The sequence below is a fragment of the Bradyrhizobium sp. LTSP849 genome (assembly GCF_000938255.1).
Lineage (GTDB): Bacteria > Pseudomonadota > Alphaproteobacteria > Rhizobiales > Xanthobacteraceae > Bradyrhizobium.
In genome coordinates, this window is sequence record NZ_JYMR01000053.1 from 313,820 (window position 1) to 329,816 (window position 15,997).

Below are 15,997 nucleotides of genomic sequence, written 5' to 3' on the forward strand. Positions count from 1 at the left end.
CTTTCCCCATTCCTCAAACTGGAAAGGCATGACCATGCGCAGCTTCACAGCATCCGTCATCGTTGCAGCTCTCTCCCTCGGAACGCCGGCTTTCGTGCATGCACAGGGAGCATCTTCGCAACCCGGCGCAGAGTCCTCGTCCGATCAGTCCAAAACAGTGATACGGAGCATACAGGTTGTCGATGTCAAGGAATTGCAGCCGGCGGTGCGAGCAAAAGTCGATGAAATCGTGGCGCAGACAAGCGATCAAGACATCCAGTCGCTTCGGAAGTCTATCGACGCCACGCCGCAGGCAGCGTCCGTACTCAAGGCCAAAGGCTTGAACTCGTCACAAGTCGTCGCGATCAACATCGCCGACGGTGTCCTGACGATGTTCACCAAGACAGCCTGACATCAGGCGGGAGTTACACGTCGAAGCGCTGCGCAGCGGCGGCGAGCACGGTCGTCACCTTCTCGATCGCGAAGGTGGCGCCGACATAATTCCTCGATTCGATGACGGCCTTCCCGCTGCGAGGAAAGAAGACCCTGCGGTGGGGCCTGCTGTAGGGCTTCTCGTGCGATGCGAACAAAGCCTGATCAAATGCTGACAGAGGCGCGCGAGGCCGAGGTGGCCGTCGTCTACTACGCCGTGTCGCGACAATGGATCGCCGATCGAAGTCTGCAACTGAGCCTCAAGGCTCCGTTGGACAAGGCGCTGGTGGGCGGTCACGGATTCGAACCGCGGACCCTCTCGGTGTAAACGAGATGCTCTAACCAGCTGAGCTAACCGCCCCTCGCCGCCTCTTTATCCCTACCCGCCCCTGAGGGGCAAGTCCGGAACCTCAATCCTGCGGCCTCCCCGGCAACACGGGCACCGCGTCGATCCAGACCGCCGCCGACTGGCACCAGATCTGCCTTGCGGGACGCAACGCGTCGCGCTGGTTGATACTGCCCCAGCGGATGCCCCAATCGTCGGCCTGCTCGCCCTCGCCGCTGGTGAACAGCGGGGAACCGCAGTCGCCGCAAAAATGCTGGAAACGCATCCGGCCATTGTCGCCACGCTTGCCGTAGACCCTTGGCTTCCCGCCCGTCAGCCGGATCGCGGCACCTGTACAGATCACCGTCACCCGGAACGGCGAGCCCGTCAGGGCCTGGCAGTCCCGGCAATGGCACACCGAGACCGTCTCAGGGTCGATCTCGGCGGCGTAGCTGATCTTCCCGCAATGGCATTGCCCGTCGATCTGCATGGCCCTGTTCTCCAGACAAGAACTGCCTCAAAACAAAAACGGCGCCCGAAGGCGCCGCTTTATCATGTCTCGTGCGATCTCATCAGTGAGCGGTCAGGCCGCCGGCGGCTTCATCGCCATCCGGCTTCACCGTCACCTTGGTGTCCTCTTCCCAGACGATCGGCACCGGCTTCTTGACCAGCGCGCGGGCGACGACGTCGTCCAGACGCGAGACCGGGATGATCTCCATGCCACCCTTGATCGCATCGGAAATCTCCGTGAGATCCTTGGCGTTGTCCTCGGGGATCAACACCGTCTTGATGCCGCCGCGGGCAGCGGCGAGCAGCTTCTCCTTCAGACCGCCGATCGGCAGCACGCGACCGCGCAGCGTGATCTCGCCGGTCATCGCGACATCGTGGCGAACCGGGATGCCGGTCATGACCGAGATGATCGCGGTGGCCATTGCCACGCCCGCGGACGGACCGTCCTTCGGCGTTGCGCCTTCCGGCACGTGCACGTGGATGTCGCGGCGATCGAACAGCGGCGGCTCGATGCCGTAGACGATCGCGCGCGAGCGGACATAGGACGCCGCCGCCGAGATCGATTCCTTCATCACGTCGCGCAGATTGCCCGTGACCGTCATCTTGCCCTTGCCGGGCATCATGACGCCTTCGATGGTCAGCAGTTCGCCGCCGACATCGGTCCAGGCAAGGCCGGTGACAATGCCGATCTGCGGCTCGCTCTCGATCTCGCCGTAACGATACTTCGGCACGCCCAGAAGCTCTTCGAGAGTCTTCTCGGTGATCTTGACCGACTTCTTCTTGGAGATCATCAGCTCCTTCACCACCTTGCGGGCGAGTGTCGAAAGCTCACGCTCCAGATTACGCACGCCCGCTTCGCGGGTGTAGCGGCGGATCAGAAGCAGCAGCGCATCGTCGTCGATCGAGAACTCCTTGGAGTCCAGGCCGTGCTTGGTCACCGCGTTCGGGATCAAATGCTTGCGCGCGATCTCGACCTTCTCGTTCTCGGTGTAGCCCGCGATCCGGATGATCTCCATGCGGTCCATCAGCGGGCCCGGAATATTGAGCGTATTCGCGGTCGTGATGAACATCACGTTGGACAGATCGTAGTCGACCTCGAGATAGTGGTCGTTGAAGGTCGCGTTCTGCTCGGGATCAAGAACCTCGAGCAGCGCCGAGGACGGATCGCCGCGGAAATCGGCGCCCATCTTGTCGATCTCGTCCAGCAGGAACAGCGGATTGGACGACTTGGCCTTGCGCATCGACTGGATGATCTTGCCGGGCATCGAGCCGATATAGGTGCGGCGGTGACCGCGGATCTCGGCCTCGTCGCGCACGCCGCCGAGCGACACGCGCACGAACTCGCGTCCTGTCGCCTTCGCGATCGACTTGCCGAGCGAGGTCTTGCCGACGCCGGGAGGTCCGACGAGGCAGAGGATCGGTCCGGTCAGCTTGTTGGCGCGCGACTGCACAGCGAGATACTCGACGATACGGTCCTTGACCTTCTCGAGCCCGTAGTGATCGGCATCCAGAACCGCCTGCGCGGCTTCCAGATCCTTCTTCACCTTGGACTTCTTGTTCCACGGGATCGACAGCAGCCAATCGAGATAGTTGCGCACGACGGTCGCTTCCGCGGACATCGGCGACATCTGGCGCAGCTTCTTCAATTCATGCTGCGCCTTCTCGCGCGCTTCCTTGGAGAGCTTGGTCTTGGAGATCTTCTCTTCGAGATCGGCGAGCTCGTCGCGACCGTCGTCGTCGCCGAGTTCCTTCTGGATCGCCTTCATCTGCTCGTTGAGATAGTACTCGCGCTGGGTCTTCTCCATCTGGCGCTTGACGCGCGAGCGGATGCGCTTCTCGACCTGGAGCACCGAGATCTCGCTCTCCATCAGGCCCAGCACCTTCTCCAGGCGCTGCGTGACCGACAGCGTCTCCAGGATGCCCTGGCGATCCGCGATCTTGACGGCAAGATGGGACGCAACGGTATCGGCGAGCTTGGCGAAATCGGTGATCGCCTGCACGACGCCGACGACCTCGGCCGAGATCTTCTTGTTGAGCTTCACATAGCTCTCGAAGTCGGACACCACCGAGCGCGACAGCGCTTCCGCCTCGACCGACTTCGCATCGGTGTCGGCGAGCGCAATGGCAGTTGCTTCGTAATATTCGGCGCGATCGGTGTACTTCTCCACGCGCGCACGCTCGAGCCCTTCGACCAGCACCTTCACGGTGCCGTCGGGAAGCTTCAAGAGCTGCAGCACGCTGGCAAGCGTACCAGTCTCGTAAATGGCATCGGGCGCCGGATCATCGTCGGACGCGTTCTTCTGCGTCGCGAGCATGATCAGCGCGTCGTTCTTCATCACCTCTTCGAGCGCGCGGATCGACTTCTCGCGACCGACGAAGAGCGGAACGATCATGTGCGGGAAGACGACGATATCGCGCAGCGGCAACACGGGATAAGCGTGCGTTTCGCCATGGACGATGGTTGGCCGGGGTTTTGGATTAGTCATGGCCTTTTCCTTTTGCTTTGCCCCCTCGCACGCAGCCCGCTGTGTTCATGCGCGACCGCCACAAGGTGCCGAATTGATCCGCAAAACCGGTCTACCATTCGTAGGTTGGACCGGGCTTGCCAGATCGGAACTGAGGCGAATCTTGAAGGGAATTCTCGCTCGCCGCCGACATTAGGTGGCTATCGACCCGGGGGGTGTCAAGTCATTGAAACACGCGCGCCATCAGGCGCTTACGCACGCGGATAAGCGACGCAACACCGGCTGCGGAGGTACATTCCGCAGCCTTGACTTGATGGGACGATTGGAGCGTTCCAGCGCCGCAATTTAGGCGCTGGCGTTCTCGACGGCGCGATCGGACCGATCGGCGTAGATGTAGAGCGGACGCGCCGTGCCTTCCACGACTTCGCGGGAAATCACGACTTCTTCCACACCTTCCAGGCCCGGCAGGTCGAACATGGTCTCGAGCAGGATCGCCTCGAGGATGGAGCGCAATCCGCGCGCGCCGGTCTTGCGCTCGATCGCCCTGCGGGCAACCGCGCCAAGCGCCTCGTCGGCGAAGGTCAGCTCGATGTTCTCCATCTCGAACAGACGCTGGTACTGCTTCACCAGCGCATTCTTCGGCTCGACCAGGATCTTCTTCAGCGAAGCCTCGTCGAGATCCTCCAGCGTCGCCACGACCGGCAGACGGCCGACGAATTCGGGGATCAGGCCGTACTTCAGGAGATCCTCGGGCTCGACGTGACGGAAGATTTCGCCGGTGCGGCGGTCTTCCGGCGCCAGCACCTGGGCGGCGAAGCCGATCGAGGTCGAACGTCCGCGCGCCGAGATGATCTTCTCCAGGCCCGAGAACGCACCACCGCAGATGAACAGGATGTTGGTGGTATCCACTTGCAGGAACTCCTGCTGCGGATGCTTGCGGCCGCCCTGCGGCGGGACCGAAGCCACCGTGCCTTCCATGATCTTCAACAGCGCCTGCTGCACGCCCTCACCCGACACGTCGCGCGTGATCGAGGGGTTGTCGGACTTGCGGCTGATCTTGTCGATTTCGTCGATATAGACGATCCCGCGCTGGGCGCGCTCGACGTTGTAGTCGGCGGCCTGGAGCAGCTTCAGGATGATGTTCTCGACGTCCTCACCGACATAGCCGGCCTCGGTCAGCGTCGTCGCATCGGCCATCGTGAACGGCACGTCCAGGATGCGGGCGAGCGTCTGCGCGAGCAGCGTCTTGCCCGAGCCGGTCGGACCGATCAGCAGGATGTTCGACTTCGCGAGCTCAACGTCGTTGTGCTTGGTCTGGTGGTTGAGGCGCTTGTAGTGATTGTGCACCGCGACCGACAGGACCTTCTTCGCATGGCTCTGGCCGATGACGTAGTCATCCAGCACCTTGCAGATTTCCTTCGGCGTCGGAATGCCGTCGCGCGACTTGACCAGCGAGGATTTGTTCTCCTCGCGGATGATGTCCATGCAGAGCTCGACGCACTCGTCGCAGATGAAGACCGTGGGACCCGCGATCAGTTTGCGGACTTCGTGCTGGCTCTTGCCGCAGAACGAGCAATATAGCGTGTTCTTGGAGTCGCTCGTGCCGACCTTACTCATTCATGTCTCCGTCCGCGGTTCGTCTCGTCCGCTCGATCGCCCCATCCCGACACATCGTCCGGCATAGGACTCAAATAGAGCAAATTCCGTACCAAAAAAGACCCTACGCGTTACATCCCGTGCGAATCACGGTCACTCGATTCTCCGCGATCTTAGCCGATCAATCGTAGCCAACCATGCTGTCACCCGACTATCAAGAATTCGCTAATCGGGAGGCCGCCGGCTACCCGTGACAATACCGTGATTTCAGGTCTTGGCACGGGCGAAGTGACCGAAATCACCCCGGCGTTGCTGGATTGCCACGAAAAACAAGCACGAAAGCGGAACTTTCTGCCTGTCGCAGGGCGCAAAATTGCATTTTGCGCCCGCGCGAAGTGCGCCGTTAACGTCAACGCCGCCCTGACGATCCCAAGGAATCCCCAAGAGATATTCCAGGAATCGATGTTGATGCCCCGGTCGCGTTACTGGGGCTTCGCCGCCGGCTCCTCGGCGCGCTTGTCGATGACCTTGTCGACCAGACCAAACTCCTTGGCGTCGGCCGCGGTGAGGAACTTGTCGCGTTCCAGCGCGTCTTCGATCGCCTTGTAGGTCTGGCCGGTGTGCTTCACGTAGATCTCGTTGAGCCGCTTCTTCAGGTTCAGGATTTCCTGCGCATGAAGCATGATGTCGGTGGCCTGGCCCTGGAAGCCGCCTGAGGGCTGATGCACCATGATGCGCGCGTTCGGCAGCGAGAAGCGCATGTCCTTCTCGCCGGCGGCGAGCAGCAGCGAACCCATCGAGGCCGCCTGCCCCGTGCACAGCGTCGAGACCGGCGGGCGAATGAACTGCATGGTGTCGTAGATGGCGAGGCCCGACGTCACCACGCCGCCCGGCGAGTTGATGTACATCGAGATTTCCTTCTTCGGATTTTCCGCCTCAAGGAACAGGAGCTGCGCGACGATCAGCGTCGACATGCCGTCCTCGACCGGACCGGTCAGGAAGATGATGCGCTCCTTCAACAGGCGCGAGAAAATGTCGTAGGCGCGCTCGCCACGGTTGGTCTGCTCGACCACCATGGGCACGAGGTTCATGTAGGTTTCAACCGGATCGCGCATGAGTCACCTAGGTTTTTCGGACGCGGACATCGCCACTCTTGACTGCCAGTATCTTGGCCGGAAGGCTGATGGACGTCCCGTGATGCAGGAACTTGGGTAAAGGGTGGAGCGACAGATATAGCCCAATTCGCGCCAGACAAGTGCGGATCGAATTAAGGCTTAATCCACGCGGCAGTTGAAGCTGATTCGCGCAAAGAGGCCCAGCCGGCCACCTGGCTAGCTGGGCCCCTTCCACTGATCATCCTTAATAGAAGGCTTTCTCAAAACCTTCAGGCGGCGGTCTTTTCCGCCTCGTCGTCCTTGTAGAGCTCCTCGCGCGAGACCTTCTTCTCGGTCACGTTGGCGAGCTCGAGGATGAAGTCGACGACCTTGTCCTCATAGATCGGTGCACGAAGCTGGGCCAACGCTTGGGCGTTGCTGCGGTAATAGTCCCAGACCTCTTTCTCGCGGCCGGGCATCGAGCGCGCGCGCTCGATCACGGCGCGGCCGACCTCGTCGTCGGTCACCGTGATCTTGTTCTTCTCGCCGATCTCGGAGAGCACGAGGCCGAGGCGCACGCGGCGGTCGGCGATCTTGCGGTACTCTTCCTTGGCGGCGTCTTCAGTGGTGTCCTCGTCGGCAAAGGTCTTGGCCGCGGAGTCCATCTCGGCCTTGACCGAGTTCCACATCAGATTGAACTCCTCGTCGACGAGCGACGGCGGTGCCTCGAAGCGATGCGCCTCGTCGAGCTGGTCGAGCAGCGCGCGCTTGACGCGCTGGCGCGTCGTACCCGCAAACTCGGCGGCCAGCCGCTCGCGCGCGGCTTCCTTGAGCTTGTCGAGCGATTCCAGGCCAAGCGTCTTGGCGAACTCGTCGTCGATCGTGAGGTCCTGCGGCGCCTCGATCGTCGTCGCGGTGGTCTCGAACTCGGCCGGCTGGCCGGCGAGCTTGTCGTTCATGTAGTTCTTGGGGAACGCCACCTTCAGCGTCCGGGTCTCGCCTGCGCCGATGCCGGTGAGCTGCTCCTCGAAGCCGGGGATGAAGGTGTTGGAGCCGATCACGACCTGGATGCCTTCGCCGGTACCGCCCTCGAAGACTTCGCCGTTGATGGTGCCCTTGAAGTTGATGGTGACGCGATCACCGGATTCGGCCTTCGCGCCCTCCGCCTTCGCCGCGTAGCCGCGGTTCGAATCGGCAATGCGCTTGATCGCTTCGTCGACATCGGTGTCGGAGACGTCAGCAACGGGCTTCTCGACCTGGAAAGCCTTGAAGTCTGCGAGCGCGATTGCCGGCACCACCTCGATCGCGACCGTGTAGGTCAGATCGGACTTGCCGTTGAGCAGCTCCTCGACCTCGGCCTGCTCGGTCGGCATCGTGATCTTCGGCTCGGTCGCGAGGCGGAAGCCGCGCTCGGAGAACAGCTGCGTGTTGGTGTCACGAATGGTCTGGTCGATGGTCTCGGCCATCACCGAACGGCCATAGACCTTCTTCAGGTGTCCGACCGGCACCTTGCCGGGACGGAAGCCGTTGATACGGACCTTGTCCTTGAGGTCGACGAGCTTGGCGCCAGCCTTGGCGTCGAGATCAGACGCGGGAACGCTGATCTTGAACTCGTGCTTCAATCCTTCCGAGAGGGTTTCTGTGACCTGCATGGCGTCCAATCTTCTTCTCGTTCGGTCCCGGCACGCATGCGTCGGGACGCTGTCATCAATCGATCCGGCGCGCGAGGCCAATGCCCCCAGCGCCGGTGGGTTCATCGGACCCGGCCCCAGACGGAAAAACATCCGCGAGGGAGCAGGCCCGTCAGTAATCCGTGCAAACGCTGAAAGCGCTTGGTGCGGGCGGAGGGACTCGAACCCCCACAACTTTCGTCACTGGAACCTAAATCCAGCGCGTCTACCAGTTCCGCCACGCCCGCGTAAATTTGCATCAAGACCGGCCGCGATGCCGCGGGCGGCGGGCTTATAGCATGTGCCCGCCTGTTCGCAGCAAAAAAATGGCCGTGTGGACGCCCACCTGAAGTAGGCGTGGCGGCTGGACTTATCCAGCGCGGCGTGGTCCGGATCGAGCCATGAAACCGCGGATTTTTGGCCCGTCCCGACGTGAGGTTTTAGCCGGCATGGCGGCCTCGGCCGCGGGCCTGCTTGGCGGCGGCGCCACGGCACCGGCCGCGACCGCCCAGCTCGCCCTTCTGGCAAGACCGGCAATGCTGGGTCTCAGGCCGGGTCAGCCAGCTACACCAATCTGGGAGCTGGCCGCCGTAAGCCATACCAGGGGCGTCCATCTCAAGCGCGGCGACCGCTGCGAAGTGGTATTTCGGAACGACCTACCTGTGCCACTTGCGCCAGTCTGGTACGGCACCAATGGCGCGGCGGCGGCCGACCCGCTGCGGGGCCGCGCGCCCATCGCGCCTGACGCGACTGAAACATCACTTATTTCAATACCAAACGCCGGAACTCTCCTCGCGGACTTCCGCCTCTTCGAGGATGGCCTCAAGCAGCCCGCGCGGCCACTTCCGATCATCGCCGAGGAGACCAGCCGCGTCGCCACCGATCGTGACGAGGTCCTGCTGATCGAGGAATGGCGCCTGCGGCCGGACGGAACCGCGCTTCCGCCGGGCCGTGACCCCAAGGATACGACCCCGCTCTTTACCCTGAACGGACAGACTTCATTCGAACTCTCAGCCGCGGCCAATGAGCGGCTGCGGCTGCGCTTCATCAACGGCTCCCAACGTTCTGTTCTGGCGATCAAATTGGAAAGCCACGAGGTCCGGGTGATGGCCCTGGACGGACAGCCGGCCGAGCCCTTCCCGGCCCGCAATGGCGCCCTGGTGTTGGCCCCGGGCGCCCGTGCCGACGCCTTTGTGGATACGGCCACCTCGGCGGCGTTCGTTCTGCATGACGGCAAGGAAGCACGCTCGATCGGGCGCCTTGTCGTCTCCGGCGCACGGGAGCGACCTGCGCCGCTGGTACCGCCGCAGCCGCTCCCTTCGAACGGCCTACCCGAGAAGCTCGATCTGAGAGGTGCCCTGCGGTTCGATGTCGCGCTCGGCGCCCCCGACGTCGGTTGGACCCGGTCTGGAACCTTCTCCACCGCCTCCGAACCGGCCTTTCGCGCCAAGACCGGCCGCACTGTCGTGCTGGCCGTGAAGAACCCAGGGCCGGTCACCAACGTCTTCCACCTGCACGGCCACCATTTCCGCCTGCTCGACCGCCTCGACGATGGCTGGAAGCCCTACTGGCTCGACACGCTCGCAATCGAGCCCGGCCAGATCCAGCGGATCGCCTTCGCGGCCACTTCACCGGGACGATGGCTGATCGAATCCGTCGTGACCGACTGGGCCGCGCCGCGGCTGGTGCGCTGGTACGCGGTGGAGTGAGCGGCGGTTCGGCCGTGCAGCTCGCGCGCGGGCAACGACGTTACGAGCGTGCGAGATGTAAGCTTCGTTCGGTCTTTAAGGCTTCTTCCATAAAGACGGCGACGGCCTCATCTGTCAGTAAATCGTCGGCGGGATCATAGGTCGTCAATTTCTCGGCCATCTCGTAGTACCCACTGAAACGCGCCAGAATTTAATACTCCACACCTAGCGCACCATAAACCCGCCGGTGCACGGCCGGCAGCGTCTCGGTCAGGTCTTCCGCGATCAATCCGGGGCCGGCTTCGTTAGCCGCCTCGCCATGCATCCAGACGCCGATGCTGGCGGCCTCGAATGCCGGAACGCCTTGCGCCAACAGCCCTGCGATGATGCCGGCGAGCACGTCGCCGGCGCCGGCGGTGGCAAGCCACGGCGGCGCGTTGGCGGCGATGGTGGCGCGGCCGTCGGGGGCTGCGATCGTGGTGTCAGGGCCCTTCAGGAGCACGACCGCGCCGGAGCGTTCGGCCGCAGCACGCACGCGCTCGAGCTTCGAGCGGCCCGGATATTTGTTGCTGAGGTCCGAGAACAGGCGGGGGAACTCGCCCTCGTGCGGCGTCAGCACCACCGCATTGTCCTGCGACGACTTGATCGATTCAAACAAGCGCTCGGGGTTCGCGGCAAAGCTCGTCAGCCCATCCGCATCGAGCACCAGATGCCGCTGCGCGTTAAGCGCCGTGTGGACGAAGTCGCAAGTGCGATCGCCGATGCCTGTCCCGGGGCCGATCATGCAGGTGTTGTAACGCTTGTCGCCGAGCAGCTCGGCGAACTCGACCGCGGTATCGACGGGGCGAACCATCACAGCCGTCAGCGCGGCTGCATTGATCGCGAGCGCCTCGCGTGGGCTCGCCAGCGTCACCAGGCCCGCACCGGCGCGCAACGCGCCGCGTGCAGCGAGCCGCGCCGCACCGGTCGCGGCTGCATCACCGGAGACCGCCAGCACGTGGCCTCGCGCGTATTTATGGCCGTCGATGCGCGGCACCGGAAAGGCTGCGCCCCAGAAATCCGGGTCGTTCTCGAAGATCTGTGGCCTGATCTCATCGAGCACCTGGCTCTCGATGCCGATATCGGCAACACGCACGCGGCCGCAATGCATCCGGCCCGGCAGCAGAAGATGCGCCGGCTTCTTGCGGAAGAAGGTGACGGTCTCGGTGGCATTCACCGCCACGCCGAGCACGGCCGCGCTAGTGCCGTTGATGCCGCTCGGCAGGTCGACCGCAAGCACCGGCGCGCCGTTGGTGTTGACCGCCTCGATCATCGCGCGCGCTTCGCCGTCGACCGGACGGCTCAGGCCGGCGCCGAACAGCGCATCGATGATCAGCGCGGGCTTGCCGATCGCCTGCGGATTGAACGGCAGCACCGGATGCTTCCAGCCGCGCGCGGCGGAGGCCGCGTCGCCTTGGAGCTGGTCGCGCTCGCACATCAGGATCACCGAGACCTCGCGGCCTTGGGCAGCGAGCTCGGCGGCTGCGACAAAACCATCGCCGCCATTGTTGCCGGGACCGGCCAAGATCAGGATCGGCCCCTCCTCCACCAGCGCGTTCGCAGCTTCCGCGACCGCCTGGCCCGCGCTCATCATCAGCTTGAAGCCGGGCGTGCCGGCCGCGATCGAGAGCTGGTCGGCCCGCTGCATTTCAGCGTTGGTCAGAACTTCCATGCCACTTCCCTAGTACAAACGCCTCTTCAACAGGCATCTTCCGTGCCGATCCATACAGGGAACGGCGACCTGCACACGCATTGACCGTTTGCCTATTTCGTAGTCTTCGCTATTTTGGGCCGGTCGGCTCCACCTATCAGAGATGCTCGTTAAAAGGCTGATAACGCTCCAATAATCAGGGCATTTGCAACTTGGCATAGACCCTGCTTTCGAGGAAGCCGCTTCGGTTCGTCGTGCTCACTGGCATTATCTAGGTGTGGCCGGCCGTCGCCGGGCCGGTCAGGCGACCCGGGACAGCGAAGACAAGTCCGTGCGTGAGAAAAGCGCATCCTGACGAAGACGTTGCTATTTGTTCGAAAGGCCGGGAGGCGCGCAGTGAAGAAAATCGAAGCCATCATCAAGCCGTTCAAGCTCGACGAGGTGAAGGAAGCGCTTCAGGAAGTCGGCCTGCAAGGCATCACCGTCACCGAAGCCAAGGGTTTTGGCCGCCAGAAGGGTCATGCCGAGCTCTACCGCGGCGCAGAATACATCGTCGACTTCCTGCCCAAAGTGAAGATCGAGATCGTGATCGGCGACGACCTGGTCGAGCGCGCCATCGACGCGATCCGCCGCGCCGCGCAAACCGGGCGCATCGGTGACGGCAAGATTTTCGTCTCCAATATCGAAGAGGCGATCCGCATCCGAACCGGCGAATCCGGGCTGGACGCTATCTGAGCCGGGTGCTATCCCGCCCTTTGCGACACTCTGAGAAGAAATAAGGCTGCTTCGGCGGCCTGATTTCGTTTATGCGGTCGCGCAAAACTCGCCGAAAGCGAGAATAATTTTGCTCATCTGGAAATCGACCCGCAGAGCCAAAAGGGGTATGCATGAAGACCGCCAAAGACGTCCTGAAATCGATCAAGGACAACGACGTCAAATACGTCGACCTGCGCTTCACCGATCCGCGCGGCAAGTGGCAGCATGTGACGTTCGACGTCAGCATGATCGATGACGACATTTTCGCCGAAGGGACGATGTTCGACGGCTCCTCGATCGCCGGCTGGAAGGCGATCAACGAGTCCGACATGTGCCTGATGCCCGATCCGGTGACCGCGACGATCGACCCGTTCTTCGCCGAGACCACCATGGTCATCACCTGCGACGTGCTCGAGCCGACCACGGGCGAGCCCTACAACCGCGACCCCCGCGGCATCGCCAAGAAGGCGGAAGCCATGGTGAAGTCGATGGGCGTGGGCGACACCGTCTTCGTCGGCCCCGAGGCCGAGTTCTTCGTGTTCGACGACGTGCGCTTCTCCTCGGGCCCCTACAACACCGGCTTCCGGCTCGACTCCTCGGAGCTGCCGAGCAACACCGACACCGAATATGAGGGCGGCAATCTCGGCCACCGCATCCGTACCAAGGGTGGCTACTTCCCCGTTCCGCCGCAGGACTCCGTGCAGGACATGCGCTCGGAGATGCTCGGCGCCATGGCCAAGATGGGCGTCAAGGTCGAGAAGCATCACCACGAGGTCGCTTCCGCCCAGCACGAGCTCGGCATGAAGTTCGACACGCTGACGCTGATGGCCGACCATTTGCAGATCTACAAATACTGCATCCACCAGGTCGCGCATATCTACGGCAAGACCGCCACCTTCATGCCGAAGCCGGTCTATGGCGACAACGGCTCGGGCATGCATGTGCATCAGTCGATCTGGAAGGACGGCAAGCCGGTGTTCGCCGGCAACAAGTACGCCGACCTCTCGGAGACCTGCCTCAACTACATCGGCGGCATCATCAAGCATGCCAAGGCGATCAACGCCTTCACCAACCCGTCGACCAACTCCTACAAGCGTCTGGTCCCGGGCTATGAGGCCCCCGTGCTGCTCGCCTACTCCGCGCGTAACCGCTCGGCCTCCTGCCGCATCCCCTACACGGCGAACCCGAAGGCCAAGCGTGTCGAGGTGCGCTTCCCCGATCCGCTCGCCAATCCCTATCTCGGCTTCGCAGCGATGCTGATGGCTGGTCTCGACGGCATCAAGAACAAGATCGATCCGGGTCCAGCGATGGACAAGGACCTCTACGATCTGCCGAAGGAAGAGTTGAAGCTGATCCCGACGGTGTGCGGCAGCTTGCGCGAGGCGCTCGAAAACCTCGACAAGGACCGCGCCTTCCTCAAGGCCGGCGGCGTGTTCGACGACGACTTCATCGACGCTTACATCGAGCTGAAGATGACCGAAGTCGCCCGCTTCGAAATGACCCCGCACCCGGTCGAGTTCGACATGTACTATTCGGGCTAAGGCGTCCGAACTTTACGCGACAAGCAAAAGGCGCTCCGCGAGGGGCGCCTTTTCGTTTTCGGGGTCGTCGTAGGATGGGCCGCCTACGCGATCGCGCGCTGCCGCTCGGTCAGAGCTTCGCCGAACGCCTCGAACAGCTTTCGGTTGATGGGATTTTGCTGTGGATCGTATTCGGCGTGCCATTGGACGCCGAGCGCGAAGGTCGGGGCCTCGGCGATGCGGATCGCCTCGATGGTACCGTCTTCGGCGACACCTTCGATCAGCACGCGCTTGCCGGGGTCCAGGATACCCTGGCCGTGCAGCGAATTGACCCTGATCTTCTCGCAGCCGAGCAGCCTTGCGAACGCTCCGCCGGGCGTGAGGTCGACGTCGTGGCGGTCGGCGAATACCACGGTCGGATCGGGATGGATCTCGCCATTCTCGAGCCGCGGCATGCGGTGGTTGATGCGGCCCGGGATTTCGCGGATTTCGGGATGCAGCGAGCCGCCGAAGGCGACGTTCATCTCCTGAAGGCCGCGGCAGATGCCGAACAGCGGAATGCCGCGGGCAACGCAGGCCACCGACAGCGCCAGCGCGACCTCGTCGCGGTGGATGTCATAGGGCTCGTGCTTTTCGCAGGGATCGACGTTGAAGCGGGTCGGATGGACGTTGGCGCGAGCACCGGTGAGCACGATGCCGTCGACGGCATCGAGCAGCGCGCCGATATCGGTGATGTCGGGCGAGCCCGCGAACATCACCGGCAGGCCGCCGGAAACCTCGGCCACGGCGCGCAGATTACGCTCGCCGACCATCTGGACCTGAAATCGATTTTCGACGCGATGGGCGTTCCCGATCACGCCGACGACCGGCTTTCTCATCTCCCGTTCAGACCTCCCCCGTAAGAAGATTCTCCAAACATGCCCCTCGGACGGAACAAATTCAACAGAAGGGATCGCGGGACGGCAATGCTATTTCGCGCAAATGGCCATCGGGGGGCAACGATGGCACTCCTTCACCTGGCCGGCGTTGGCTCCAGGAGGTCGCGGACGCGTCAAACCGGCGGCTTGCTCCCCCGCAGGATTTCACGAAAGAGTGGCTCCCGCCCTCCGAAAAGGAAATGAAGTGACGAATCCCGTAGATGAACGGCCCCGGACCCGCACCGATCTGGCTCGGGATCAGGCTTGGGCGATTTCGGTTGGGGGCATCGGCGTCGTGCTGTTCAGCGCCATGCTGGTCTTCACCTGGTATTTTGCCGCCACCCTGCTCCTGATCTTCGCCGGGATGCTGCTGGGCGTCGGGCTCAACGCGCTGACCAATGCACTGGGCCGTCGCATTCACCTGCCGCATCCGGCGCGACTTGCGATCGTCTGTGTTGCGCTGGCCCTGATGCTCGCGGGCGTCGCCTATCTCGGCGGTGCCACCATCGCCGAGCAGGCTTCGCTGCTCAGCAACACCATCAAATCGCAGATTGCACACGTCAAATCCTTCCTCGACAGCCGCGGCATCGACACCAGCTTCTTCGATCTCGGCAACGCCGCGCCCGCCGCCTCCACCAACGCAGAACCGGCGCCCTCGCCGAGCCCTGCCGCGCATGGCCAGTTGCCGGGTGCCGGTGCGCTGGCCTCCAGCGGCGGCGCGATCGTGAGCCAGACCTTCAAGCTGCTGTTCGGCGCGATCAGCGCCGTCGGCAACGTCTTCATCGTGCTGTTTCTGGGGCTGGCCTTTGCCGCCCAGCCCGGCATCTATCACGACGGCCTGTTGTTCCTCGCGCCGGCCCGGCATCGCACCCGCGCCGCTCTCATCATCGACCGCATCGGCGAAACGCTGGAGCGCTGGCTGATCGCGCAGATCATCGTCATGCTCGCAGTCGGCGTGGTGACGTGGATCGGGCTCGCCATCATCGGCATCCCCGGCTCGTTCATCCTGGGAATCCAGGCCGGACTGCTTGCCTTCATCCCGACCGTCGGCGCCATCATCGCCGGTGTCGTCGTGGTGCTGGCGAGCCTCGCCTCGGGCTGGATCCCGGCGCTCTCCGCGTTCATCCTCTTCCTCGGCGTGCACGCGATGGAGAGCTACGTGCTGACGCCGATCCTCCAGCGCCAGGCGCTGGACATTCCGCCGGCCACGCTGTTCGCGTTCCAGATCCTGCTCGGCGTCGTCTTCGGAATCTGGGGCCTGGCGCTGGCGCTGCCATTGGTCGCCATCGCCAAGGTCGTGATCGACCATTTCAAGACGTATGAAGCGCCACCGCTGGCCGAGGTAGCCTGATAGC

The 15,997-nt window shown here is 63.1% G+C and carries 13 protein-coding genes and 2 tRNA genes; 5 read left to right on the forward strand and 10 right to left on the reverse strand.

The genetic code is table 11. From position 1 onward, the window contains the following. Positions 1 to 28 precede the first annotated feature (28 nt). Positions 29 to 391, forward strand: a complete 363-nt coding sequence (locus UB31_RS35090; RefSeq protein WP_050031614.1) for a hypothetical protein — start codon at positions 29 to 31, stop codon at positions 389 to 391. 13 nt (positions 392 to 404) lie between these two features. Here UB31_RS35090 and UB31_RS41825 read toward each other — a convergent pair whose 3' ends face one another. From UB31_RS41825 to UB31_RS35125, 8 genes are all read right to left on the reverse strand, one after another. Beyond that, on the reverse strand, positions 405 to 569 hold the full coding sequence (locus UB31_RS41825) for a hypothetical protein (RefSeq protein WP_156162956.1): 165 nt from the start codon (positions 567 to 569) through the stop codon (positions 405 to 407). 126 nt (positions 570 to 695) lie between these two features. Next, positions 696 to 772, reverse strand: a tRNA-Val gene (locus UB31_RS35095). Between the two features lie 49 nt (positions 773 to 821). Beyond that, the gene (locus UB31_RS35100; RefSeq protein WP_045014135.1) at positions 822 to 1,226 is read right to left on the reverse strand and encodes a GFA family protein; all 405 of its coding nucleotides are present in this window, start codon (positions 1,224 to 1,226) and stop codon (positions 822 to 824) included. Between the two features lie 82 nt (positions 1,227 to 1,308). Further along, the gene (lon, locus tag UB31_RS35105; protein WP_045014136.1) at positions 1,309 to 3,732 is read right to left on the reverse strand and encodes an endopeptidase La; all 2,424 of its coding nucleotides are present in this window, start codon (positions 3,730 to 3,732) and stop codon (positions 1,309 to 1,311) included. A gap of 324 nt (positions 3,733 to 4,056) precedes the next feature. Then, positions 4,057 to 5,328: an ATP-dependent Clp protease ATP-binding subunit ClpX gene (gene clpX, locus UB31_RS35110; RefSeq protein WP_045014137.1), complete on the reverse strand. Its 1,272-nt coding sequence runs from the start codon at positions 5,326 to 5,328 to the stop codon at positions 4,057 to 4,059. 461 nt (positions 5,329 to 5,789) lie between these two features. Further along, positions 5,790 to 6,422 carry an ATP-dependent Clp protease proteolytic subunit gene (locus tag UB31_RS35115; protein WP_045003137.1) on the reverse strand — a complete coding sequence of 211 codons (633 nt, stop codon included), beginning with the start codon at positions 6,420 to 6,422 and terminating at the stop codon, positions 5,790 to 5,792. 269 nt (positions 6,423 to 6,691) lie between these two features. Beyond that, positions 6,692 to 8,053, reverse strand: coding sequence for a trigger factor (tig, locus tag UB31_RS35120; RefSeq protein ID WP_045014138.1), 1,362 nt, complete (start codon positions 8,051 to 8,053; stop codon positions 6,692 to 6,694). 181 nt (positions 8,054 to 8,234) lie between these two features. Then, positions 8,235 to 8,319, reverse strand: a tRNA-Leu gene (locus UB31_RS35125). Positions 8,320 to 8,472: 153 nt separating this feature from the next. Between UB31_RS35125 and UB31_RS35130 the strand changes: the two genes are divergently transcribed. Then, positions 8,473 to 9,780, forward strand: a complete 1,308-nt coding sequence (locus UB31_RS35130; RefSeq protein ID WP_045014139.1) for a multicopper oxidase family protein — start codon at positions 8,473 to 8,475, stop codon at positions 9,778 to 9,780. Between the two features lie 190 nt (positions 9,781 to 9,970). On the opposite strand, the gene UB31_RS35140 is transcribed toward UB31_RS35130, so the two are convergent. Then, complete coding sequence (locus UB31_RS35140; protein WP_045014140.1) at positions 9,971 to 11,470, reverse strand: bifunctional ADP-dependent NAD(P)H-hydrate dehydratase/NAD(P)H-hydrate epimerase; 1,500 nt, start codon at positions 11,468 to 11,470, stop codon at positions 9,971 to 9,973. A gap of 375 nt (positions 11,471 to 11,845) precedes the next feature. Here UB31_RS35140 and UB31_RS35145 point away from each other — a divergent pair, with 375 nt between their 5' ends. Both UB31_RS35145 and glnA read left to right on the forward strand, forming a co-directional pair. After that, a complete protein-coding gene (locus UB31_RS35145; protein WP_007603495.1) occupies positions 11,846 to 12,184 on the forward strand; it encodes a P-II family nitrogen regulator in 339 nt (112 codons plus the stop codon). Between the two features lie 152 nt (positions 12,185 to 12,336). Further along, the gene (gene glnA, locus UB31_RS35150; RefSeq protein ID WP_045003141.1) at positions 12,337 to 13,746 is read left to right on the forward strand and encodes a type I glutamate--ammonia ligase; all 1,410 of its coding nucleotides are present in this window, start codon (positions 12,337 to 12,339) and stop codon (positions 13,744 to 13,746) included. A gap of 83 nt (positions 13,747 to 13,829) precedes the next feature. Here the strand turns inward: glnA and UB31_RS35155 are convergent, their stop codons facing one another. Beyond that, positions 13,830 to 14,603: a gamma-glutamyl-gamma-aminobutyrate hydrolase family protein gene (locus UB31_RS35155; protein WP_045003142.1), complete on the reverse strand. Its 774-nt coding sequence runs from the start codon at positions 14,601 to 14,603 to the stop codon at positions 13,830 to 13,832. A gap of 244 nt (positions 14,604 to 14,847) precedes the next feature. Between UB31_RS35155 and UB31_RS35160 the strand changes: the two genes are divergently transcribed. After that, positions 14,848 to 15,993 (forward strand): AI-2E family transporter, encoded by a 1,146-nt coding sequence (locus UB31_RS35160; protein ID WP_045014141.1) that lies wholly within the window; start codon positions 14,848 to 14,850, stop codon positions 15,991 to 15,993. Positions 15,994 to 15,997 lie beyond the last annotated feature (4 nt).

Excerpts from the sequence above, each read along its gene's own strand:
- UB31_RS35090 (WP_050031614.1), top strand. The coding sequence starts at position 29 with ATGACCATGCGCAGCTTCACAGCATCCGTCATCGTTGCAGCTCTCTCC.
- UB31_RS35100 (WP_045014135.1), bottom strand. The coding sequence starts at position 1,226 with ATGCAGATCGACGGGCAATGCCATTGCGGGAAGATCAGCTACGCCGCC.
- lon (WP_045014136.1), bottom strand. The coding sequence starts at position 3,732 with ATGACTAATCCAAAACCCCGGCCAACCATCGTCCATGGCGAAACGCAC.
- clpX (WP_045014137.1), bottom strand. The coding sequence starts at position 5,328 with ATGAGTAAGGTCGGCACGAGCGACTCCAAGAACACGCTATATTGCTCG.
- UB31_RS35115 (WP_045003137.1), bottom strand. The coding sequence starts at position 6,422 with ATGCGCGATCCGGTTGAAACCTACATGAACCTCGTGCCCATGGTGGTC.
- tig (WP_045014138.1), bottom strand. The coding sequence starts at position 8,053 with ATGCAGGTCACAGAAACCCTCTCGGAAGGATTGAAGCACGAGTTCAAG.
- UB31_RS35130 (WP_045014139.1), top strand. The coding sequence starts at position 8,473 with ATGAAACCGCGGATTTTTGGCCCGTCCCGACGTGAGGTTTTAGCCGGC.
- UB31_RS35140 (WP_045014140.1), bottom strand. The coding sequence starts at position 11,470 with ATGGAAGTTCTGACCAACGCTGAAATGCAGCGGGCCGACCAGCTCTCG.
- glnA (WP_045003141.1), top strand. The coding sequence starts at position 12,337 with ATGAAGACCGCCAAAGACGTCCTGAAATCGATCAAGGACAACGACGTC.
- UB31_RS35155 (WP_045003142.1), bottom strand. The coding sequence starts at position 14,603 with ATGAGAAAGCCGGTCGTCGGCGTGATCGGGAACGCCCATCGCGTCGAA.